This is a genomic window from Maribacter algarum (ex Zhang et al. 2020) (assembly GCF_005885635.1).
In the GTDB taxonomy this organism is placed as follows: domain Bacteria; phylum Bacteroidota; class Bacteroidia; order Flavobacteriales; family Flavobacteriaceae; genus Maribacter_C; species Maribacter_C algarum.
Map to the genome: position 1 here is coordinate 1,128,260 of NZ_VATY01000001.1, position 22,963 is coordinate 1,151,222.

25 protein-coding genes are annotated in these 22,963 nt (G+C 38.1%); 10 read left to right on the forward strand and 15 right to left on the reverse strand.

Translation table 11 applies throughout. The features are described from left to right. Positions 1-7 precede the first annotated feature (7 nt). Positions 8-784 carry a hypothetical protein gene (locus tag FEE95_RS04825; protein WP_138656690.1) on the reverse strand — a complete coding sequence of 259 codons (777 nt, stop codon included), beginning with the start codon at positions 782-784 and terminating at the stop codon, positions 8-10. Positions 785-1,055: 271 nt separating this feature from the next. Here FEE95_RS04825 and FEE95_RS04830 point away from each other — a divergent pair, with 271 nt between their 5' ends. After that, positions 1,056-1,889 (forward strand): helix-turn-helix domain-containing protein, encoded by an 834-nt coding sequence (locus FEE95_RS04830; protein ID WP_138656691.1) that lies wholly within the window; start codon positions 1,056-1,058, stop codon positions 1,887-1,889. 500 nt (positions 1,890-2,389) lie between these two features. Here the strand turns inward: FEE95_RS04830 and FEE95_RS04835 are convergent, their stop codons facing one another. Together FEE95_RS04835 and FEE95_RS22105 are read right to left on the reverse strand one after the other, a co-directional pair. After that, positions 2,390-2,932, reverse strand: coding sequence for a hypothetical protein (locus FEE95_RS04835; protein ID WP_138656692.1), 543 nt, complete (start codon positions 2,930-2,932; stop codon positions 2,390-2,392). Positions 2,933-2,971: 39 nt separating this feature from the next. Then, on the reverse strand, positions 2,972-3,142 hold the full coding sequence (locus FEE95_RS22105; protein ID WP_171036984.1) for a hypothetical protein: 171 nt from the start codon (positions 3,140-3,142) through the stop codon (positions 2,972-2,974). Between the two features lie 360 nt (positions 3,143-3,502). Between FEE95_RS22105 and FEE95_RS04840 the strand changes: the two genes are divergently transcribed. Together FEE95_RS04840 and FEE95_RS04845 are read left to right on the forward strand one after the other, a co-directional pair. Further along, the gene (locus FEE95_RS04840) at positions 3,503-4,237 is read left to right on the forward strand and encodes a LytR/AlgR family response regulator transcription factor (RefSeq protein ID WP_138656693.1); all 735 of its coding nucleotides are present in this window, start codon (positions 3,503-3,505) and stop codon (positions 4,235-4,237) included. Between the two features lie 65 nt (positions 4,238-4,302). Continuing rightward, on the forward strand, positions 4,303-6,225 hold the full coding sequence (locus FEE95_RS04845) for a tetratricopeptide repeat-containing sensor histidine kinase (protein ID WP_138656694.1): 1,923 nt from the start codon (positions 4,303-4,305) through the stop codon (positions 6,223-6,225). On the opposite strand, the gene FEE95_RS04850 is transcribed toward FEE95_RS04845, so the two are convergent. Then, positions 6,215-6,787 (reverse strand): DUF3109 family protein, encoded by a 573-nt coding sequence (locus FEE95_RS04850; RefSeq protein WP_138656695.1) that lies wholly within the window; start codon positions 6,785-6,787, stop codon positions 6,215-6,217. The genes FEE95_RS04845 and FEE95_RS04850 overlap by 11 nt on opposite strands. Positions 6,788-6,905: 118 nt before the next feature. Here FEE95_RS04850 and FEE95_RS04855 point away from each other — a divergent pair, with 118 nt between their 5' ends. After that, positions 6,906-7,490: a MarC family protein gene (locus FEE95_RS04855; protein WP_138656696.1), complete on the forward strand. Its 585-nt coding sequence runs from the start codon at positions 6,906-6,908 to the stop codon at positions 7,488-7,490. Positions 7,491-7,511: 21 nt separating this feature from the next. Beyond that, positions 7,512-7,715: a hypothetical protein gene (locus FEE95_RS04860; protein ID WP_138656697.1), complete on the forward strand. Its 204-nt coding sequence runs from the start codon at positions 7,512-7,514 to the stop codon at positions 7,713-7,715. A gap of 5 nt (positions 7,716-7,720) precedes the next feature. On the opposite strand, the gene FEE95_RS04865 is transcribed toward FEE95_RS04860, so the two are convergent. From FEE95_RS04865 to FEE95_RS04880, 4 genes are all read right to left on the reverse strand, one after another. Further along, positions 7,721-9,346: a S41 family peptidase gene (locus tag FEE95_RS04865; protein ID WP_138656698.1), complete on the reverse strand. Its 1,626-nt coding sequence runs from the start codon at positions 9,344-9,346 to the stop codon at positions 7,721-7,723. Between the two features lie 19 nt (positions 9,347-9,365). After that, positions 9,366-9,800, reverse strand: coding sequence for a deoxycytidylate deaminase (locus tag FEE95_RS04870; protein ID WP_138656699.1), 435 nt, complete (start codon positions 9,798-9,800; stop codon positions 9,366-9,368). A gap of 81 nt (positions 9,801-9,881) precedes the next feature. After that, a complete protein-coding gene (locus FEE95_RS04875; protein ID WP_138656700.1) occupies positions 9,882-10,466 on the reverse strand; it encodes a HupE/UreJ family protein in 585 nt (194 codons plus the stop codon). A 36-nt stretch (positions 10,467-10,502) separates the two neighbouring features. Then, positions 10,503-11,237, reverse strand: coding sequence for a TerB family tellurite resistance protein (locus tag FEE95_RS04880; protein WP_138656701.1), 735 nt, complete (start codon positions 11,235-11,237; stop codon positions 10,503-10,505). 123 nt (positions 11,238-11,360) lie between these two features. Here FEE95_RS04880 and FEE95_RS04885 point away from each other — a divergent pair, with 123 nt between their 5' ends. The 5 genes from FEE95_RS04885 (at position 11,361) to FEE95_RS04905 (ending at position 15,325) form a co-directional block, all read left to right on the forward strand. Next, positions 11,361-11,771: a BrxA/BrxB family bacilliredoxin gene (locus FEE95_RS04885; protein ID WP_138656702.1), complete on the forward strand. Its 411-nt coding sequence runs from the start codon at positions 11,361-11,363 to the stop codon at positions 11,769-11,771. Between the two features lie 72 nt (positions 11,772-11,843). Next, positions 11,844-12,581: a lysophospholipid acyltransferase family protein gene (locus FEE95_RS04890; protein ID WP_138656703.1), complete on the forward strand. Its 738-nt coding sequence runs from the start codon at positions 11,844-11,846 to the stop codon at positions 12,579-12,581. Further along, a complete protein-coding gene (locus FEE95_RS04895) occupies positions 12,578-13,237 on the forward strand; it encodes an HD domain-containing protein (protein WP_138656704.1) in 660 nt (219 codons plus the stop codon). The genes FEE95_RS04890 and FEE95_RS04895 overlap by 4 nt, the downstream gene beginning before the upstream one ends. A 94-nt stretch (positions 13,238-13,331) precedes the next feature. After that, positions 13,332-14,756, forward strand: coding sequence for a Gfo/Idh/MocA family protein (locus FEE95_RS04900; RefSeq protein WP_138656705.1), 1,425 nt, complete (start codon positions 13,332-13,334; stop codon positions 14,754-14,756). Between the two features lie 74 nt (positions 14,757-14,830). Next, complete coding sequence (locus FEE95_RS04905; protein ID WP_138656706.1) at positions 14,831-15,325, forward strand: hypothetical protein; 495 nt, start codon at positions 14,831-14,833, stop codon at positions 15,323-15,325. A 99-nt stretch (positions 15,326-15,424) separates the two neighbouring features. Here FEE95_RS04905 and FEE95_RS04910 read toward each other — a convergent pair whose 3' ends face one another. From FEE95_RS04910 to FEE95_RS04940, 7 genes are all read right to left on the reverse strand, one after another. Then, a complete protein-coding gene (locus tag FEE95_RS04910) occupies positions 15,425-15,982 on the reverse strand; it encodes a porin family protein (RefSeq protein WP_138656707.1) in 558 nt (185 codons plus the stop codon). A gap of 75 nt (positions 15,983-16,057) precedes the next feature. After that, positions 16,058-17,131: a PA0069 family radical SAM protein gene (locus tag FEE95_RS04915; RefSeq protein WP_138656708.1), complete on the reverse strand. Its 1,074-nt coding sequence runs from the start codon at positions 17,129-17,131 to the stop codon at positions 16,058-16,060. A 222-nt stretch (positions 17,132-17,353) separates the two neighbouring features. Beyond that, complete coding sequence (locus FEE95_RS04920) at positions 17,354-18,922, reverse strand: hypothetical protein (RefSeq protein WP_238474499.1); 1,569 nt, start codon at positions 18,920-18,922, stop codon at positions 17,354-17,356. Positions 18,923-18,943: 21 nt separating this feature from the next. Then, a complete protein-coding gene (locus FEE95_RS04925) occupies positions 18,944-19,726 on the reverse strand; it encodes an enoyl-CoA hydratase/isomerase family protein (RefSeq protein WP_138656709.1) in 783 nt (260 codons plus the stop codon). A 15-nt stretch (positions 19,727-19,741) separates the two neighbouring features. After that, entirely contained in the window at positions 19,742-20,659 is a 918-nt protein-coding gene (locus FEE95_RS04930) for a PhzF family phenazine biosynthesis protein (RefSeq protein ID WP_138656710.1), read from the reverse strand. Positions 20,660-20,761: 102 nt separating this feature from the next. Continuing rightward, on the reverse strand, positions 20,762-22,186 hold the full coding sequence (locus tag FEE95_RS04935) for a sensor histidine kinase (RefSeq protein ID WP_138657563.1): 1,425 nt from the start codon (positions 22,184-22,186) through the stop codon (positions 20,762-20,764). 175 nt (positions 22,187-22,361) lie between these two features. After that, positions 22,362-22,910: a CopD family protein gene (locus tag FEE95_RS04940; protein ID WP_138656711.1), complete on the reverse strand. Its 549-nt coding sequence runs from the start codon at positions 22,908-22,910 to the stop codon at positions 22,362-22,364. Positions 22,911-22,963 lie beyond the last annotated feature (53 nt).

Here is a 22,963-nt window from a genome sequence, read left to right on the forward strand (position 1 = left end):
TAAGAATTTATAATATTTCAATTGGTATTGGAATCTTCTCAGCTTCAGTACTCACCTCAAGAATACCTTCGCTAATCTGACTTAACTCAATCTCAATCTGAAACATACCTTTAAGGTCATTGTGTTTTCCTAACAATATACCAGTTGAGATTACCCTCCCGTCTGCTGATTTGAATTGTACCTCTGTATCTTGAGCTAGTCTTTCTTCAACATTGATTAAAAGCCTTCCTTCCCTCATACTGTTCTTGCATTTCCATTCCTTACCAGGGCTACATTTAGAACCCCAAGAGGCAGCATATATTATTGGGCTTCCTTTAAAAATCTCAAAAAGATAATTATCAACATTAATACCGCAATTCTCTAAATCTTGTTTTATTCTTAACAATTCATCAAGTGCATCTTGATTACCTTCTGAAACTTTTGAAGACAATTCTTCATATCTTAACTTAAGTAGCAAACAGGTAGTATCTAAAGTGTTCTCAAGAGAATTATAGCGTTCAAGAAGTTTCTTGATAACCGCCTCTAATTCCGGTAAAAGATTCTCATTTCCACCCTCAATTTTTTCTTCCAATTCCTTTTTTGTATGCTCCAAAATTGAAATTTGATTAATAGTGTGATACTGCTGCAAATCGATGACAAAAATTTCTTGAGATTCCGTTTGTTCAAAAGTACGAGCACGATAGTCGATAGACTTTAGCTCATCATTCTCTGACGAATCCTGTTTGGAACATGAAACTCCAAACAGCGTCAAAGCAATAACGATTAAATAGTTCATTTTTTTCATAATTTATGGTTTATATAGTGTTAGTATCAGAATCTTAGAAAAGTAAACATGCTCGTTAAATCTTGGCAAATAAAGCATATCAAGAATCAACTTGTTTAGAAATTGTATTTACGGATGCAAATTCTGTGTAAACAGTTCATTATCAAGTAAAAACGGCAAATGTTAAATCGAGGGAAGAAATTGGTTAACTTTAGTCAAAACTACCCCTTTTCAAAGCCAAATCATTGTATAAAACGGACATTAGCTTTCATTTTTACCGGATTTCCTTTGTATGAAACTTTTTGAAACAATCAATTACGAAATTCCAATTGTACTTCGCCCATTTGTTATGGCCATAGTTCAGGGAGAGACCTCATCAGCCGTTCAAACCAGTATGCCCGCCCCACCGACTGGCTTTCCCCTGTTGATTTATGTTTACAATGATTACCATAAGCTAAATGTTAATGGAAAAAGTTTTTATCCCACCTCGGTACCTTTGAATGTTGCTGGGCAAATTGATATCTCAGGAATACGAATGGAGGTAAATGGGGTTTTTGGACAAATAGGTTTGGTATTGCATCCGCTAGCTCCTTATTATCTGTTTCATTTTCCTGGAATTGAAATTTCAAATGGCTGGAAGGGACTATTAAAAGAACTGCCAAAAAACCTCAAAGAACATTTTGCTTTTCTCTCAACTGAAGTAAAACCCTTGGAAAATATCTCTATTATCCTTGAGGCACTTCAGGAATTACTAAGGCACAGAATGGAACCTATTGAATGGCTTGATGCAACAATTCTAGAAATATTTAAAAATAATGGAGCCATTTCTATTAACGAACTTGTTGATCAAACGGACCTAAGTACCAGACATTTTAGAAGAAAATTCAAAGAAATTATTGGTATCGCTCCAAAATATTTTTGTAAAGTCATTCAACTAAATTCTGTCTTTGAAATTATAAAGTCTGGAAACTCTGATAAATTACACACTCTAGCATTGGATAATGGTTATTATGACCAGGCTCATTTCATCAACGATTTTAATAGACTGATAGGCAATAGCCCATCTAACTTTTTGAATGGGGAGTTCGTGCATTTAAGATCATATTTGGGTAGAAGTAGGGTCTAAAAAGAAAAAGGCCGAAGCAATGCTCCAACCTTTAAATTTCTGTTTTTGTATGAATACCGCCAAACCGTACGGCCCTTCCAATGTATCAAAATCAATACTTGTTACAATGGCGCTGATTTAGGTAGTTCCCCCGAAACCTATAATCGAGCAAATCACCTAAGGCCAACAAGTTGGTTAGGTGTCCAATATGCAACAATTCATTAGATGGGTCTGTTCAAAGAACAGTAATACGCTTTAATTTGTAACGCATTCCCAGACCGTACCTTATGGATTGGCAGTTTCATAAAATCATTTCGAGTTTCCCATTCATACATATGATTGTATATTATGACATAAAGAAGCTCTATTAAGTCTTAACGTGTTAAGAATTAAATAGTTGGTCAATCAGGGGAATGGGGTAAAAATACGACATTTACGGCCATAAACCCTAATAAAACCACGGTTATTTCATATGTATTTGTCAAAAACCTCTGATGTTTTTTGTCAAATCCTTTATCTTTCTATTTGGTTGCAACAAAGTTTCCTTTTACTTTGACCGACTTCCCTATAGCATTACTCATCTGAATATTTATTACTCCTTTTAAGTTGGTTTCATCCAAATACTCAATCTGTATTTCCCCACTTTTGGCAAAAAGCGGTAATTCGCCTAAGGCATTAATATTTGCAAAGCCGAATACGCCATCAAAATAATTTAATAGTCCTTCATTATTATTTGAAACTTTGTGCGTTCCCTCTAAAACTGAGTCTGATTCTTTCTCCGATATCAAAAACTCCATAGAATGCGGGATTAAACTCTTTTCACTTTCGAGTTTTAACTTCAATACGGAAAATGAAATTCCTTTAGAAGTAGTTACGACCGAAGTTTCAAAGCGTATGGTCCCATTAAGACTATTATTCAGGTTTCCACTTGCACGCAATGTGTAGTCCTCATCACTATTGACCTTTGAAAAAGTATCAGTGTTCAGTTTGGTTCCAGAGATAAATAGAGTAGGTAAAAGAACCCAAAGAACAAGTTTTGCAGCTTTTGAGAAAATGTGTGGCATCGAGACTTTGGTTATTTTCTGGTTATACTTTGTACTGGCTCAATTTTTAAGGACATGGTCTGAAACTACATCATTTGTTAATTGATTGTCAGTCGCGAGTTCACTTATTACAATTTTGTCATTAACGATAACTTCATTCGAGTGGTCGGTTAAAGCCGCCAACAAAAGCATCAATACGAAAAAAACAAACATTACAAAGCACCTTTTCATTTCAGTAGATTTAATTCTTGTTCTATTCTTGATAGAACTATACAGGAGGAAACTAAATCAATTCTCATATTCTAGGCCTAAATTAAACTAGACAGATTAGCACAGAAAGCGTTAATGTATCAATGGTAAGGTTTTATGTATAAATGGTATGACCCTTTAATTTACAGGCTTTTAGAAAGGAAAATAACATTTAAATTGGTTTAATTTTGTAAGAAAAAAGAATGGATTACGTAGTAAAAGCGATTTTTGTGCGTTTTTTTACCAATTATACTTGAATCATCTCCATTGATACATCTTTTTTGTATTACCAATAGCTTCATTATATTTTTGAGTAACTTTCTATACTAAGAAATGATTGATATGATAGAAGCGATAATAGTAGATGATGAGATAAAGGCGTTACAAAGCTTATCTTGGGAGTTAACAAACTTTAGTGATGAAATTAATGTAGCCGCTTCGTTCACCGATCCCTTGGAGGCGCTCAATCATTTAGAAAAAAATTCACCTGATTGTCTTTTTCTCGATATTGAAATGCCTACTATGGATGGTTTTCAATTCATTCAAAAGTTGAAAAACAAAGACTTTCCCGTTGTAATTACGACAGCCTACAATCAGTACGCCATCAAGGCACTTAAAAATGAGGCAATTGACTATCTTCTAAAACCAATTGATACAGATGATTTAAAGGATACCATTGTTAAAATCAAGAAGTACAACGCCAAAAATTTTACTGCGGAGCGGCTTGAAAAAATATTATTGAATTTTAATTCAAGTGCGGTTCACAAAAAAATAACCTTTAATACTGATGGTAAACTTGTTTTCTTAGAAAGTGATGAAATATTATATGCAGAGTCTGATGGCAATTATAGTACTATATACCTAACAGACGGTCAAAAAATCGTACTTACAAAGAAATTAAAGGAAGTAAACGCACTTTTGCCTGATGACTCTTTTTTTAGAATTCATAACTCATACATTATCAATCTTTCCAAAATAAAAGAGTTTCTCAAGACAGACGGATACGTCATCTTGAAACCCAATCACAAAATCCCCGTTTCTAGACAGAAAAAATCTGATTTTCTAGATATGTTGTAAATTTCTTTATGAACCCCCCCAGCTACATTTATGAATCCGACCTACACCTGCGCTTTATTTTGTGTATGAAACGTTGCTTAATTATCGGATTCTTGTGTCTCTTTTATCAAGGATTCACCCAGACTGTTCCTGAAACTTTCAAGAAGAAAGTTGATAGTTTGGTTACAGCCGCTCCAGAGGGGTATTCCCCGTTACATTCCGTTTTAAGAAGCCATCGACGTGATACGGTTTTGATGCGCTATTTTGCCAATGCCTCTGATGCAGCTCAATACATCGATGGCCACGCTTATGCCCTAAATGAACTAGGACGAAATTATCGTAATCTTTCTCAATTTTCAAGATCTATAGAGCTTCATAAAAGAGCTTTGGACCTTGCTGCTGAGAATGACAATCTCGAATTTAGGGTATCAAGTCTCAATAATCTTGGGGTAGTGTATCGAAGAACTTCTTCTATTAGAACCGCTATGGATTATAATCAACAAGCTTTGGAATTGGCAGAATCAGTTGAGAATCCTTCCAGGAGTATTAAAAGAAGTATCAATGTGTCGGTAAATTGTATAGGTAATCTCTACCAAATGCTGAACCAACACGATAGAGCGATTGCGTATTTTGAAAAATCCCTTCAGCTTGAAACAGAACTTAACAATCTCCTAGGTCAAGCAGTTAATTCTCAAAATATCGGAGAATGCAAAGAGGAATTAGGGGATTTAACTGGAGCTTTAAAAGATTATCGAACATCACTTGCTCTTAATGAGAAAATAGATAATGATATGGGTCGGGTGATTTGTAACAATGCTATTGCCAAAATTTATATCAAACAAGATAATCCTCAAGAGGCCATTGAACTTCTTCAGCATGCACTACCCAAAGCTCAAAAGCTAGGTGATGGATTTCTTATTGCGCCCGTATTTATAAATCTTGGCTGGTCGAAATTATTACTGAAAAAGTACACCGAAGCCGAGAAAAATATGCTTCAAGGACTAAAAATTGCCGAGGAAAAGAGTTTGATATCTGAAGCTTCCCAAGCGAATCGTTTACTATCAGAACTTAATAAAGAACAGCGTAATTTTGAGAAAGCACTCACCTATAACTTAAAGGCCGAAGAACTGCAGGAACAAATATTAAATACGAGCACCGTGCGCTATGTAAATGATATTATGTTTCGTTATGATTCACAAAAAAGAAGCAATGAAATTGAGGTCTTAGCTAAAGAGAAGGAGATTGTAGAGCTTAATTTGAGAAAGAAAAATACAACGCTGCTTATTAGTGCTATTGTTTTAGCATTGTTGGCCGGAATTTTCTACATTCTTTACCGGCAGTATCAACTAAAAAACGAAAAGAAGTTGCTGACATTAGAGCAGAGTATGTTGCGTAGTCAAATGAATCCGCACTTTTTGTTCAATTCACTCAATTCCATCAAGCTCTATATCATCAATAATGAGCAGAAAAATGCCGTGCATTACCTCAACAAATTTTCAAAACTGGTCAGGAAAATTCTCGAAGCCTCCTCACTTAGAGAGATACCCTTAGCTGAAGAGCTGGAGACGGTCGAGCTTTATATGAATATAGAGAACATTCGATTTTCTAATGAAATCGATTTTGAAATAAAAATCAGTGATGAAATAGACCCCCATACCGTCAAAATACCTTCTTTGATTTTACAACCTTTTTTAGAAAATGCGCTATGGCATGGTCTTTCGTCAAAAACTGGCGAAAAAAAAATAGTCCTCAATGTACGAAAGGCTTCAGATGAAAATTTCATTCACATTAGCATAACCGATAACGGAATTGGTAGAATGGCCTCTGAAGAAATTAAGCAAAGTAAGGTGCTAAAGCGAAAATCAGTTGGAATTGACATCACCAAAGAGCGTTTGTCAAACTTTTCAAGGGATTATTTAAATTCCTTTAATCTTCAAATTCTTGATCTTTACACCGAGGATGGAAAGCCAGAAGGCACCAAGGTACTTTTACACATCCCTATTGTCTAAGATGTTCTTTGGCCGTTTGTTCAAGTTCTTTGTACCATGTTTCTCCGAACTTGCGAATTAAGGCCTCTTTTACAAACTTGTAAATAGGAACTTTCAATTCTTCCCCTAAAGAACATGCTGGATCACAAATTTCCCATTTATGGTAGTTCACTGCGGTTAGTTCGGTATACTCCTTTACACGAACGGGATATAGATGGCAAGAAACGGGTTTCTTCCATTGGGTCTTGCCTTGATTGTACGCTTCTTCCAGGCCACATTTGGCTGTTTGGTTTTCAGAGAAAATGACATAGGCGCATTCACTTCCTTTTATGAGCGGAGTCTCCCATTCGCCATCTTCACCTTTTACGAAAGCACCTTGTTCTTCAATAGCAGCAATTCCATCAGCCCGCAAAAAAGGTTTTACGTCCGCATAAATATCAACCAAAATCTCAGTTTCATCCTCTTCCAAAGGCGCCCCGGCATTGCCATCAACACAGCACTGGCCTTTGCATGCATTCAAATTACAGACGAAATCATTTTCTATAATTTCTTCCGATACTATAGTTTTTCCCAGTTGGAACATAGGCTTGCTTTGAGCTTTCAAATATACATTTTATACCAATGTGGGATTAACTATTTATTTCATCCGTAGACATTTGAAACTAGTATTTTAAACGTAGATTTGCGGAAAATTTAAAGGTATGTCAATAGGCCTAAACTTTGATTTCAGACAAATCGCTACTTCTAGTATGATTCTTTTTGCGGTAATCGATATTGTGGGAAGCATTCCTATCATTATCGGTTTACGAAATAAAGTAGGGCATATTCAATCGGAAAAAGCTTCTATTGTTGCTGCTATCATGATGGTTGCCTTTCTTTTTGTTGGCGAGGAAATTTTAAACCTCATCGGCATCGATGTAAACTCTTTTGCGGTTGCAGGGGCCTTTATCATTTTCTTTTTAGCCATCGAAATGATTTTGGGAATACAACTGTATAAAGACGACGCCCCAGAAACCGCTTCTATTGTTCCTTTGGCATTTCCTATGATTGCTGGGGCGGGCACAATGACATCACTATTATCCTTACGTGCAGAATATCATGTTGAAAATATTATAGTTGCCATTGTTGTGAATATTATCTTTGTATACTTGGTACTAAAATCTTCAAGCAGAATCGAAAAAGTTCTTGGAGCCAGTGGTATTGGGATTATACGAAAAGTATTCGGCGTTATATTATTGGCCATTGCTGTGAAACTATTTGCCACTAACATAAATCAGCTTTTTTAGAATCATAAATTAGGCATTCAAATGAACAAAACTCTTTTCATAATTCTAATTGTAATCGCAGTAGCTTTGATTGCCTACAATGTTACTTTATTGAACTTTCAAAACCTTTTGGAAGGAGATAGCATCATTGCCCTTATTGGAATCGTAGCCTCTTTATGTGCCATTGTTTTGCTCTTAATCTTTATAACTTCAAAAAAGATAAAGGATAAGATGAACCAAGATTAAGGTGTTTAATTGATAGATTCAATTGCCTCAGCTTCCTCTTGTTTTACTGCAGGATTATCAAGTTCTAAAACCTGTTGTAACATCGCATCAGCCTGACTTTTAATCTTGGCATGTACATTTGCTCCGAATAATTGCTCGGCCAAGGCGGCCTTTAAATACAACTTCACGCTGTCTTCAAAATCGTAGAAACGCATATTTAGTTTGCTCCTGATAGCATATTCCACAAACCGCTCAAACAAAATATCGTCAATCTTGAAATTAGCGACAAAATCTTCTTCGGAATAATCCGTGTAACGGTCTCTATCTTCATCAAGATGTTCAAAAATAAAATAGGAAATAAATCCAACGCTATCCATACTTTCAACAGCTTCCTCCTCGTTTGTTCCAATAGGCACAAATACATCTGGAATAATTCCGCCACCACCATAGACTACCTTGCCTTTAGGGGTTTTGAATTTTAAAGAGTCGGCGACTTGAATACTATCTACTGAAGTCAGTTCACCGCTATGGTAACGGTCTGTGAATTTTTGATAGTAATCTTTATTCCCGTTTTTATAGCTGCGTTGAATGCTCCGCCCTGTTGGGGTGTAATATCTTGATACGGTAAGTCGCACCGCCGAACCATCACCGAGTTCCATTTCTCGTTGCACCAGTCCTTTCCCGAAAGAGCGTCGCCCCACTATAGTACCCAGGTCGTTGTCTTGAAGTGCCCCGGCGATAATCTCACTTGCTGAGGCGGACCGTTCGTTAATTAAGACATAGACCTCCTTATCTTCAAAGCTTCCCTTATCAGTAGCGTATACATTATCTATTTTACCTTTTTTGTTTTTGGTAAAAAGAATCAATTTTCCATCTTTTAAAAACTCATCGGCCATCTGTTCAGCAATACCCAAATATCCTCCTGGATTATCCCTTAGGTCTAATGTTAACTTGCTAGCTCCCTGTTTTTGTAAAGTTTTAAGCGCTGTTTTGAACTCCTTGAAAGTAGATTCAGCGAAACGATTGACTTTAATATACCCCATATCGTCTGACATCATGAAGTAGGATTGCACACTTTTGATTGGAACGATATCCCGTTTAATATTCACGGTAAATATGCGGTCTTCCTTCTTGCGATACACTTTTAATTTTACGGAAGTTCCTTCCTTGCCTTTTAGTTTTTCCACAATTACACCGCTCGGCAAATCTTTACCATATAACGTATCGTTGTCCGCCATTAATATGCGATCACCGGCCTCAATTCCTTTTATAAAACTAGGGCCATCTTTAATAGTGCGAATAACCGAAATAGTATCACGATAAGGATAAAAATTAATACCAATCCCAACAAAATCCCCCTTCATGCTTTCTGACACCTGTGTCATCTCTTCTTTAGGAATGTATACTGAATGTGGGTCGAGCTTCTCTAAGATGTTGTTGACCGTAACATCAACGATGCTATCTGTATTGATTTCATCGACGTATTCGTAGTCGATATAGTCGATTAGCCTATTGAGCTTATCCTTCTTGGAATTGGTCGTGAAAAGTTTTTCAGGGGAGTCATTAAAGTCTAGTTTACCGCCTAAAAAAACACCCACTGCCAATGCGGCGGCAAGTATGGTAGGCCATAAATAAGTACTCTTTTTTTTCATTTCTTTTTATCTCAACCGATTAGGCATTTTCAATACTTGGCAAATGTTCTAATTCTACACCGGCTTTCCGAAGAAAATCAAGTCCTGAACCATCTTTATACGCTTCTTTATATACAACACGTTTTATGCCAGATTGATGAATCAATTTACTGCATTCGCGACATGGCGAAAGAGTTATATACAAGGTTGAATCTTGACATGATTGCGTAGAGGAGGCTACTTTCGAAATGGCATTTGCTTCTGCATGCAAAACATACCATTTTGTATAGCCATCATCATCTTCACAGAAGTTCTCAAAGCCAGTAGGAGTTCCGTTATATCCGTCAGAAATAATCATACGATCTTTTACGATAATAGCACCAACTTGCTTGCGTTCGCAATAGGATAATTTACCCCATTCTTGCGCCATCCGCAGATAAGCTTTATCATATTTTTCTTGCTTCTTTTTTTTCATGTATACATCGGTATAACAGGCGTCTAAGATACCTGCTTTACCAAATTCCTACAACCTTAATAGGTTAAATTTAACGTAAACTTACCATGGGAACGTAGCAATCAACATAGGTATTGTTATAAGAATGACCAAAATGGAAGCTATTGTAATAAAAAGTCGCGATTTGACCTTTACTACGGAAAGAAATACATAGGATACTGCCAGCACTACCAAAACAATCAAAACCTGGGCAATTTCAATTCCTGTAGCAAAACCCAATAATGACCCAAGTTTCTCTTCTTCTTCGGCCATCAACATATTGAAATAATTACTAAAACCAAAACCGTGAATCAAACCAAAAAAAGCAGTTGCAAAAATATGTAACCTCAGGCTTCTATTTTCTTGAGTGGATTTTACATAAATCAGGTTGAAAAGTGCTGTTCCTAAAATCGTAACAGGAATCAAAAATTCAATCAAACCCACATCCATTACCAAAACGCCATATACGGAAAGGAATAAGGATAGGCAATGGGCAATTGTAAATATGGTAGCTAATAAGATTACTTTTTTCCAACTCTTAAAGGTAAAGGGAAGCGTTAAGGCAATCAAAAAGAGAATATGGTCATAAGCCGCGAAATCGAGCACATGGTTTAGACCTAATTTGATGTAGAAAATGAAATCTTGCATTTTTTAGTGTTCAGTTAAAGCTTGTCGTAAGTGGAATTAAAGCCCACGTTCTTTCTGAATCGTTTCATAAGCCTTTTGCACTTGTTTGAACTTCTCCTCAGCTCCTTTTTTTATAGCTTCATTCTCCGTATTCACACGATCAGGGTGATATTTTTTTGCCATCGTGCGATAAGCCTTTTTGATTTCATTATCTGTTGCGCTTCTTTCAATTTCAAGAATCTTATACGCCGTGTCCGCAGACTTAACGAACATTGCCTTGATACTCTCAAAATCTCGAAAAGCAACTCGAAGGTATCCTGCAATTTCTTGAATTTTGTTGGCTTCTGAATTACTTACAGCACCATCTGCCTGAGCTATTCCAAACAAAAAATGTAATAATTGTAACCGGACTTCATACCTGGTTCTTTGATTCAAAAAAGCACAAATACGCTGCGCTGAAATTTCCCGCTTTTTGTTGACCTCATTGAAAGTTCTAAAAATTGCATTGGCTTTTTCCTTGCCATAGGTCTGCACGAAATACTGACGTACATAATCCATTTCGGTTTGGCTTACGGTGCCATCTGCCTTAATAACAATAGAGCATAAAGAAAGAAGGTTTAGTTCAAAATCAGCAGGTGAAACCCTCTGGCGTGTCATATCCCTTAAAACATTGGGTCCTTTAGCCTCACTGCGGCTCAGGCTATCAATACCACTACCAATAAAAAAGCCTAAAATTGCTCCAGGGTACTTAAATAAGAAAAGACCAATAACAGCACCGACCCATTTAAACATATAATATCCGATTTTGCCCAAAGATAGGAAAAGGGAAGAAAGCTTACCTATTGAAAAGTTAAGGTCTACCTACAAAATGCGACAAAACCCGTATCTTTGAATCCTGATTTAAAAAAATAGCATATGTATCCTGCAGAATTAGTAAAACCTATGAGAGATGACCTGGCAAACGCTGGGTTTGAAGAATTATATACGGCCGAGGCTGTCACTAACGCAATTAATCAAGATGGCACTACACTAGTGGTGGTAAATTCGGTATGTGGCTGCGCCGCCGCCAATGCGCGACCAGCTGCCAAAATGAGCTTGCAAAATGAAAAGAAACCCGATTACGCCGTAACTGTTTTTGCCGGTGTTGACACTGAAGCTGTTGATGCTGCTCGAAATTTGATGATTCCTTTTCCGCCTTCTTCGCCAAGTATGGCTTTGTTTAAAGACGGTGAATTGGTTCATATGATTGAACGCCATCACATTGAAGGCAGACCTGCTGAATTAATCGCAGAAAATTTAACAGCGGCTTACAACGAGTTCTGTTAGGCCTTCTCTAAGAAATTAGATAAAACAAAATCAAAACCGTTTCTATATGAAGCGGTTTTTTATTTTTGTACCATGCAGAAACTAGTGGCATATCCCTTGTCTGTCTTATATCTGATTTTCTTCGGATTGACCTTATTGGTTTTTCATCCGGTTCAATGGATTTGCTTTAATCTCTTTGGATATAACGTGCATAGAGCAAGCGTTGCCGCTTTAAACCTATGTTTGATGCGTTGCACTCACGTTCTGGGAACGACTTACAGTTTTAATAATCCGCATGATATTCCCGCAGATAGGCCTACTATAATCGTTCCGAATCATCAGAGCATGCATGACATTCCACCGATTATTTGGTTCCTTCGTAAGCTGGAACCTAAGTTTGTTAGCAAGAAAGAATTAGGAAAAGGCATCCCTAGCGTATCCTACAATCTTCGGCACGGTGGTTCTGTCTTAATTGACCGTAAGGATAGTAAACAAGCGCTTGTTGAAATATCGAAATTGGGGAAGTATATCGAAAAACATAGCCGAGGTGCCGTGATTTTTCCTGAAGGAACAAGAAGTAGAACAGGTCATCCTAAGCCTTTCAAATCTACTGGCTTAAAACTATTGATGAAGAATTCCCCTTCGGCATTGATACTACCCATTAGTATCAATAATTCTTGGAAAATGCTGAAACATGGGAAATTTCCAAATGGTATTGGAAATCACATCACCTTCGATGTACACGAACCTATTCCTGTAGAAGGAAATCTAGATGACCTCATCGCTAGAACGGAAGCAGCCGTCAACTCAGGAATAACCTCATTCAAATGACAAATATCGAAATCGTTGATACAACGATAAACTTTGTAAAAGAATCGCTAAAAGGTGCTGAAGGTGGACACGATTGGTTCCACATTGAACGTGTCTTCAACAATGCCAAATTAATTGCAAAAAGTGAGCAAGTTGATGACCTGGTAGTAAACTTAGGCGCTCTGCTCCATGACATAGCAGATGCTAAATTCCATGATGGTGATGAGACGGTGGGTCCACGTATGGCCTCTGAATTTTTGAACTCTATTGCGGTTGACCAAAAGATAATCGAGCATGTGGTTCTTATTATTGAGAACATTTCATTCAAGTCTAGTTTGGAAAAGAAAGGTCGCCGCTTCAATTCTCCTGAACTTCAAGTAGTTCAGGATGCCGACCGCTTAGATGCCATTGGCGCTATAGGAATTGCACGCGCCTTCAACTATGGGGGTTTTAAGAATCGAGAACTTTTCAACCCCGATATTCAACCCAATTTGAATATGTCTAAGGATGAATATAAAAAGTCTACTGCACCGACAATCAATCATTTTTATGAGAAACTTCTTCTGTTAAAAGAAAAAATGAATACCATAACAGGTAAAAAATTGGCTGAAAACAGACACCAATATATGCTAGGGTATTTAGATCAATTTAACCAAGAGTGGAATGGGTTCCTATAACAGTTTATACGAAAACCTTGTAGTCAATCATCTTTAAAAGCCAGTGAATTTTTTCTGTTTTTTCCGTATCTTCCTAGCACAGAAATAATTCCAAATGCAAAGAAGAAAATTTATCAAAAAGTCAGCTGCTGCTACGGCGGCATTTTCTATTGTTCCAGGTTTCGTAATGGGCAAAAATCATATTGCCCCAAGTGATACACTCTATGTGGGTGCTTTCGGAGTAGGAGGTCGAGGCGGTGGAGTAATGCGGGGAATGGATGCTACCAAAAAAGTGAAGTATGTCACCCTCTGTGATGTAGACGACCGAAGAGCTGAAGGTGCCTATAAAAAATATCCCAAGGCAAAAAGATATAAAGATTTTAGAAAGGTATATGACAATCATTTAAATGAGATTGATGCCGTAATGGTTGCTACGCCAGACCACATGCATGCCTCGATTGCACTTCCTTTTATGAAGGCTAAAAAGCATGCGTATGTGGAGAAGCCTTTAACGCATAACATTAACGAAGCGCGCTTGATGACCCAAATCGCTAAAGAAAATGGCATCATTACACAAATGGGGAATCAAGGTGCCTCAAGTGATGGGAGTCGCGAAGCCAAAGAGTGGATTGAATCGGGGGTCATTGGAAAAGTGTATAAAGTAGATTGTTGGACCAACCGCCCGGTTTGGCCTCAAGGTGTTCCGCTTCCCACGGAAAAACAAGATATCCCTAAGGGATTGGATTGGGACTTATGGCTAGGGAAAGCTGAAATGCGTGATTACAATGCCGCATATCTTCCCTTTAAATGGAGAGGTTTTTGGGACTTTGGAACCGGAGCTCTTGGCGACATGGGATGCCACATTATGGAAACTCCCTTTGGTGTGCTAGATTTAGGATACCCAACCGAAGCAGAAGCAAGTTGTACCACCAATTGGGTAGGTGATTTTGTAGAAGCGGATTATAGTGCTTCTTGCCCGGCATCTTCCGTTGTTAGATTAAAATTCAATACCGAAGCTCACGGTGATATCGCTTTAAACTGGTACGATGGCGGAATCATGCCCGATTTGCCAGATGAGTTGAAAGATGGTGAAACGATAGGTGCTGGTGGTGGAGGTTCTGTATTCTATGGGACTCGTGGTATTTTGGTTTGCGATGTATATTCCAGAAACGCAAGGTTACTCCCTTCGGAAACCATGAGTTTATTGAATCCTCCAAAACCGTATTTAAAGCGAATTGATCTAGATACCGACGGTCATCAAAAGAACTTTGTTGAAGGCTGTTTGAACGGAACGGAAACCTCTTCAGATTTCAAACGTTCTGGTCCATTAACGGAAGCCGTATTGATGGGGAATTTGGCCATCAAGGCATTCCAATACAAGAAGTTCAAACCTGGTAAAAAAGCTGGAGACTGGGATCCCTTCGAGTACCCTGGGCGTCGCAAAATCCTATGGGATGGCGCCAATATGAAAGTTACCAACTGGGATATGGCCAATGCGTGGGTGAAAGGCTCCTATCGCAAAGGTTGGGAGTTGAGCTAAATGTTCAATCCACATAAAATTCCTTAAGCTTAAATACTATCAAAAAGATAACATACTTAGTATTCGTCTTGACCATGGTCTTTTCTTATAAGCAATTTCAGGAAAGCCCAAGTGTCATATTTGAAAAGGATGATATCTCGTTTACTTGCCCTAAAGGATGGTCGATTACCGATGAAGACAATTTAGATGGTATAGGATATTACCTATCGATTGAAAAAGATGGCTTTGATTCAAGTGGACTGATGACTGTAAGTTGGCTTTATGAAACCGTAAATCCTGATGACCTCATATTGGCATATCAAGAAGATATGCAGGAGAATGTCATCTATAAGCACTCGAACCTCGTTTTTGATCCTACTTTTGAAAATAAATTTCAACATTATACAGTAAAATCAACAAGATATCAGGTAACTATTGTCGGCATTAAACATCAAGGCATTATTTCGGCCGTTAATTACGGAGACCAAACTTTTGGCATATTAAAGCAAGGAGCCACAGAAGATGTCGTTATAAATAAAAAGGGGTTTGAAATGATTGAAAGCAGCTTCAGAATCAAGGAAATTCAATAAGTTTCCTAAAAAATCATTTAGGAAAGTGTCAGTCTAAGCGCAGTTGAAGTACTCTCCGGTTCTCAAGCATTTCGACTGCGCTCAATGTGACAATTTTTTCTAAAAAGCGTATCCCGCAGATATTTGAAATACGTTGTTTTGATTACTCACGGTGATCGCAGCATTTTTATTGATATCGGTAAGCCCTTTGTTGTATCGCAAACTGAAGAAAATACTTTCGTTTAGTTTATAAGAAGCGCCTATTGCAAATGCCACGTCAAGACTGTTATAATCTTCCTTATTTGCGTTGGTAGAAATAAGAAACCCAACTACAGGACCTGCTTCGGCACTCAATCCCTCGATAATATAGTACTTGCCTAAAATGGGAAGATTTACATAATCTAATTTGAGATTGTTACCTCCAACAAAATTCCATTTGGTACCTTGAGATGAATACAGTAATTCAGGTTGCACCGCGAACTTTTCAGAAATAGGGACTTCAGCAATGCCTCCTATATGAAAGCTTATTTTAGAACCAAGGCCCCCGAAACCGGTATACGTGCCTCCGCCAACTGATGCAACATTAAGGCCTCCTTTAACCCCAAAACTAAAGTCTTGGGCCGAGACTAGGGAAAACAAGAGACAAAAAAGGATTGTAAAAATTGAATGTTTTTTCATAATCGAAATTCTTATTTAAGGTTATGCCTATTAGTATCCCCTTTTCTAAAAAGTAAACATCTCAAGAAAAAACAATTAAAAAAGTCGCATCTGTCCATCTTTAAAAGACTCATATAAATCATGATTGAGTTTAGGAAATACCTTATCCCTGAAATACATGTGCCTTGCCAAACGCACTAAATCATGAATTTGTTTGGCAATATTACCTTCACCACGACCACGTATTCCATAACGGCTATCGTTTAAGTTTCCTCCATGACAAGCTTCTATTTGAAGCAGTACTTTCTCTGCCCTATCGGGAAGCGTCTTGCGAATCCAATCCGTGAAGATTTGACCAATGGCACCATTTAATCGGACTACAGTAAAAGCAAAAGACAATGCCCCATTATCAGAAACGGCTTTAGCCAAGTTCATAATTTCATGACTATTGATTGCCGGAATAATAGGCGCTAACATGGCATTCACGGGAATTCCGTTTTCCGCTAAAACACGAATGGTTTTCAAACGTTTTTTGATGGTGGCCGTTCTTGGTTCCAAGATTCTTCTTGTTTTCTCGGAAAGTGAGGTAACCGAAACATTTACGCCCACTAACTGATGTTTTGTCAGTTCCTTTAGGATATCCAAATCCCTTAAAATCAAAGCATTTTTGGTAATGATACCCACGGGGTGCCGATATTTCAAAAAGACCTCTAAGCATGCTCGTGTAATTTCAAACTTCTTTTCAGCAGGTTGATAGCAATCTGTATTTCCGGAAAGGACAATGGTACTTGCTTTCCATCTTTTACTTTTCATTTTTGCCTCAAGTAGTTTGGGGGCATCTTTTTTGATGAGAATTTTCCGTTCAAAATCCAGACCTGCACTATAGCCCCAGAACTCATGCGTATTCCTCGCATAACAGTAAATACAACCATGTTCACAACCTTGATAGGGATTCATAGAGTGCATCATCCCCACATCGGGACTAGTAACTTTGTTGACAATGGTCTTTGGAAAAATGGGAATGTATTGCGTCTTGTTATGGTCCGCTTCTTCGCCTTCAATTCTGCAGAATTCAAGAAAATCATCACGCGTTTCGTTGGTGTATTGAAAGAACTTATTTGGTGTATTTTGCTGCGCGCCTCGCCCTTTGATGTAATCTTCTTGTTTCAATTATTGGATTTATTCCAAATTTATGGAATATTTCCTATTTTTAAATATCCGATATGTTAATTGTGTACGGGTCCCTTGCTTTTTTAATGAGGGGTACGGATAGGCGGATAGTTATATTAGAGGCGGCAATGATTCAGCTTTCTAGATAGCTTCACCAGAACCCCTCCGCCCTAAGGGCACCTCACCTTCACAGGGGAGGGCTAAAACTTTTAAATTCTGCGATTATTTAGAAGGTTCGCCAGAAGCCCTACCTACCTCAACACGAACCAATTGCTTTTTCGTTCCGCGCTTGGCGTAGAAAACCAATTCATCAGTGTCATGATTCATTAAAGGTCGCGAAACCATAATCGGAAGACGAACCTCTTTATCATCTATTAACTTTTTGTGCGATAGATTTCCAGAAGCATCCATTTTGATAACAAACATATTTGGATTGCGGCTAAACCCTTGTTTGAACATAATTCGTTCATTACTTAATTTCTGAGGGTTCTCTCTTGAATTGATAAAGAAATACATATCCTCATTATGACCATAGGCGCTGTACGAAGCATAAGCTTCATCACCTAAGGTTACTTCGGTTTTGTTTATGTTTCGGGCCCATTTCATTGACCCATCCGAAGAAAGCTTTGCACAAACGATATCATTGTAATGAAACTTTTCCACTTTACGATTCGTTCCACTTTCCTTACCAGTCGTAACAAAATATTCTTCAGCACTGAAAATGATATTTTTTTGAGGAGTGATGTGTACATCTTTGAATATCAAATTCTTTATTTGGGCATCTACTTCACGCCCAAACTTATCGGCCATAAACTGTTTTGAAAACGGATTATATTTTTTGGATAAGATGGACAGGCTCGTCGGATTCAAGTTAAAATGAACCAACCCGTTATACCTATTGTCTTTTCTATCGGCGTAAAAGCCAATAACGACTAGCTCATTTCCTATAGCTATTGGTTTTAAAGATTCAGGATATCGGCCCACATCGGCAAACTCTTGTATTTTGTGACCCTGATTGGTCACACGCACCAACTCGTATTGAAAGCGTCTTTCTTTCGCCTCAATACGTTTCTTCTTGAAAAAAGCTTTCCCCATAAAATACACTGTTTTCAAATCTTTGGAAACTTCTATATTTTCAAAAGCATAATTCTTGTCCTGAGTTTCAGCAGTAAAATCGTATTCAATCTGTTTCTTCAAATCTGTTCCAAAAACATACATACTGTAATTTTCGTTCTTTCCTTTTCGATGTTGTATCGTAATACCGAAGGCCGTTTTTTCTTTGTTAAAATGCACGGCTGTTGAAAACCCGTTACCAAACTTGCGGTTATACTTGTTCACCGCTAAGGGGTTAGCAACTTCTTTTGACGGTACCGAAAGCAAGATTTTTTCGGTAAAATTGAATTCTCCTATCGGACTATGATGTACCACATATTCGTATGCAAATTTTAGATCATCATAACGAAGTTCTAGTAGATACAACTGTCCGTTTCTGATAAAACCATCTACCATGTACTGACCAGCATACTTGTTGTTGTAATCTTCAATCAAGTTCAAATCGGCGTCATACAACTCGATAAAATGTCCTTTCGGTCGCAAGGGCATACCCCCATAATAGGTACGAACAATTACCGTTTTATCGGTGTTGTCAGCATCAATACTGAGTACGGTAGAAAATTTGTGCCTATCGGAATTATTTTCTCCAAGGCTATAATTTACAGGGATTTCCTGTGCTTTCACAAATGAGAAAGCAGCAAGAAACAAGAGCAGGGACATGCTTTTTCTAAGTATCATAAGTAGGTAATTTGGGATCTGCTATTTGCCTGGGAAATCAGCTTTTCGTTTTTCTAAAAAGGCGGTTGTACCCTCTTCGAAATCGGCAGTTCCAAAACATTCGCCGAACGCTTTAATTTCAGCAGCATATCCGTTACTATCATGTTTAAAACCAGCATTTACCGCTTTTATTGCATGACTTATCGCCACAGGGGAATTATTCGATATCTTACCTGCTAACTTTTCACAGAATGGAAGTAGTTCCTCTTGCGTCACAACATAATTGACCAAGCCGTATTTCAGAGCCTTTTCAGCATCAATCATTCCTGCCGTCATTATCATTTCCATTGCTCGGCCTTTACCCACCAATTGTGGTAATCGTTGCGTACCACCATAACCCGGAATCACACCCAAAGAAACCTCCGGAAGCCCCATACGTGAATTATCACTCGCGACTCTAAAATGACAAGACATGGCCAGTTCCAATCCTCCACCTAAAGCAAAACCGTTAACGGCTGCAATAACAGGAGTAGATAGCTTTTCTACAAAATCAAATAACAACTTTTGTCCTTTAGCCGCCAGTTTACCCCCTTCTTTTTCGGAGAAGTTCGCGAATTCGGAAATGTCCGCTCCTGCTACAAAGGCTTTTTCACCGCTGCCAGTCAAGATGATGGTTTTGACTTTTTTGTCTTTGTCCAAGGCTTTAAAAGCCTCGTGTAACTCTTGAATGGTGTCTTTATTCAAGGCATTTAGCTTACTCGGGCGGTTTATTGTAATTGTTGCTGTTGAACTTTCTTGTTGGACTAGTATGTTGTTGTATTTCATGCTTTTTGTTTTTATCTAAATCGACCACATTCCTTCACTTACTGGTACGACCTGACCACCTACTTTTAAAATGTATTCGTTTTCTTTCATTGCGCCATCCAAATATAAAATAGAATTACGGCCCATCTCGAAACCTTGTTCTACAATTACCGATTGCTTAGGATTATCGTGCTTTAACAAATATGCTAAAAAGCAGCCATTTGCGCTTCCGGTGGCGGCATCTTCCCAAATCGATGCATCTTCCAAAACCATCATACGGGTATGATAACTATTTTGCTTTTCTGCTGTTTCCCGAGTGACAAAAAACAAGTTCGTCGTCAATCCTCTTGGGTTGTTGCTTTTGAACAATTTTTCCTGCTTTAAAAACTGCTCTATTTTATCTGGATTCAATTTTAGATTCCCAATACTTTCTAAATCCTTTAGGAAAATTATCAGATAGGGTAATCCGGTATTTACATCCTGAATGGGCATAGATACATCGAAATAATCCAAAGGAATATCAAAGGCATCAGACACCGTTTCAGCTGAATAACTAGCTCCAAATTCAGGTTGTGCCTGTTGCATTGTAAATCGACTTTCTTCTAGTTCTTGAGGATTACTTATAGTCACAGGAACATCTCCTACCTTGAGTCTCAACACTATCTTAGTGGACCGCTTCTTGTCTAAATGTTTCGCTAAAATATAGGCAGTCCCCAAAGTAGGATGTCCGGCAAAAGGCACCTCGTATTCCGTAGTGAAAATACGCACGCCAAAGCTTCCGTCATCTTCAATAGATCTTATAAAAGTGCTCTCGGCAAAATTGATTTCCCGCGTCATCTGTAGCATTTGCTCATCGGATAGCTTTTGTTCCAAATCGACGAAAACGGCCAGTTGATTACCTGCGTACTTTTGTATTGCGAAGACGTCTACGATATAGAATTTAATTTGTTGCATTTAGGTTTCTTTCAATTATTTTATTCTAACTCCCAAGAACACATCTGCCAGGGCTTCAACTCGCCCACAGCTGTCGGTACGTCGTCTCTCAAGAAGAGAAAATCAAGCAGTCGCGGCTAGATTTTCTTTGGGGAAACGCACTGTAAAAACGGTTCCTTTTTCGGGTTGAGAGCTAAAATCAATCGTTCCTTTATAGGTTTCAACGATATTTTTTACCATGCCCAAACCGAGTCCCATACCACTTGATTTTGTGGTGAATTTAGGTTCAAATATTTTATCAGTAAACTCATCTTGAATGCCAATACCGTTATCGGCCACAGATAGTTTTACAAACTCGTCTTCACTAGAGACCGAAACCAAAATACGTGGTGATTGGACATCAGGCACGGCTTGAATGGCATTCTTTACTAAATTGGTTACCACACGAATCAACTGTGTACGGTCCAGTTTGGCTATGATTTCTTCTTCTTCAGAAATGAAGTGAATGTAGTCCTCTGTAAAAATATCCAACGCCAACTTTACAATTTTGACCACATTCAAAGTTTCATTCTGTTGGGCCGGCATTTTGGCAAAATTCGAAAAGGCCGAAGCAATATTGCTCATCGTATCAATTTGCTGAATAAGCGTTTTGGAATATTCTGCCACCTTAGCATCTATGTTGGGGTCTTCAGGGTCAAATTTTCGTTCAAAACTCTGTACGCTCAATCGCATTGGTGTTAACGGGTTTTTGATTTCATGCGCCACTTGTTTTGCCATTTCACGCCATGCCTGTTCACGTTCACTACGTGCCAACTTTGCAGCACTTTGCTCCAATTCGTCAATCATCTCGTTATATGAATCTACAAGTCTTCCTATTTCAGAACTTGGGTCCTCAATAAAAATCTTTTCATTGCGCTTGGTCAAATCGGTTTTATGCATCATGTCAGAAACCGTTTGCAAGGACCTCGTAATATATTTTGAAATAAAATAGGCCAAACCCACTGCAACAAGTAACATTAACAAACAGACAGTCCCAAGCCGAATTAAGATTTCCCTTAGCTCCTTATCGTAAAAAGAATTGTCCTCATAATAGGGCAAGTTCAGTATGCCAATGGGTTTGAAACGCTTATCATTGATATACGTATATGAGGCCTGGTACTGGTCTCCTACAGCGGAATTACGTTCCACATAGCGTTTTTCAACACTCGAACCGAGTTGATTGAGAATTTCTGCATCCAAACAATTGGAATTCGTCTGAGTTTCAAACTTCGGACGTGAACTTTTAATCAGTTGTCCGTCTAAATCATAGATATTAAAGGGCGCTGAAAGTACATCGGAAATCTGATAAATATCATCCTTAAAAATCAAGCCTAAATACTCTGTCGTCTGCGGATAAGTGGTCTTTTTAAGCGTAAAATTAACACTCTGCCGAACCTGCTCCTCTTTCTTTCCCAAACGGACTTCATGATAATCCTTCGTTTGCTCACGGTACTGATAAAAAGTAACCCCCGCAATCAAAACAGACGAAATCATTACCAGTACAATCATGGTAACGAAAATGCGCGTTCGTAACGAGAGTTTTCTGAACAAGTTCTTGGTTTTTGTACTCAAAGGTAGCAAATATCACACCATTTTTAAGTTCAAGCGCAAGTGCAAGTTTCAAGTTCAAAAAGCAGTAAGAAATTCTTTTTGAGTTTGAGCTTGATTCTTGAACTTGAACTTCTCAGGCTTCCGGATTCTTCTCTCGAATTCGTTTGTACAATCGAATACCAAGCATTAGTAAAATACCTAATACCAAAATTCCCACTACTCCGAAAATCCAATTGATAGCACTTTTGAGAATGACCAAGAAAACAACCGCAAAAAGCACTAAAGTTGCCACCTCATTCCATATACGCATATACCGAGAAGTATATTTCACTTCATCATTTTGTAGTTGTTTGAAAATCAAGTGATTTCTACCGTGATAGAAAAACAATAGTAATACAAAAGCGAGTTTTACATGCATCCAAGGTTGTTGTAACCAGCCAGGCATCAAAATCAATAACCAAATGGCAAAAAGGGTACAAAGCATAGCAGAGGGCCACGTAATGATATACCAAAGCCTTTTGGTCATCAGCTTTAGTTGTTTTGTCAATATTTCCTTTTCAGGGGATGGTTTTTCGGAGGCCTCAATGTGGTAAATGAATAATCTGGGAATGTAAAACAATCCCGCGAACCAGGTTACCACGAAGATTAGGTGCAGGGATTTTATGTAGTTGTAGTATTCCATTGTTGGCTATTGGCTATTGGCTATTGGCTATTGGCTATTGGCAAATTTAGGGC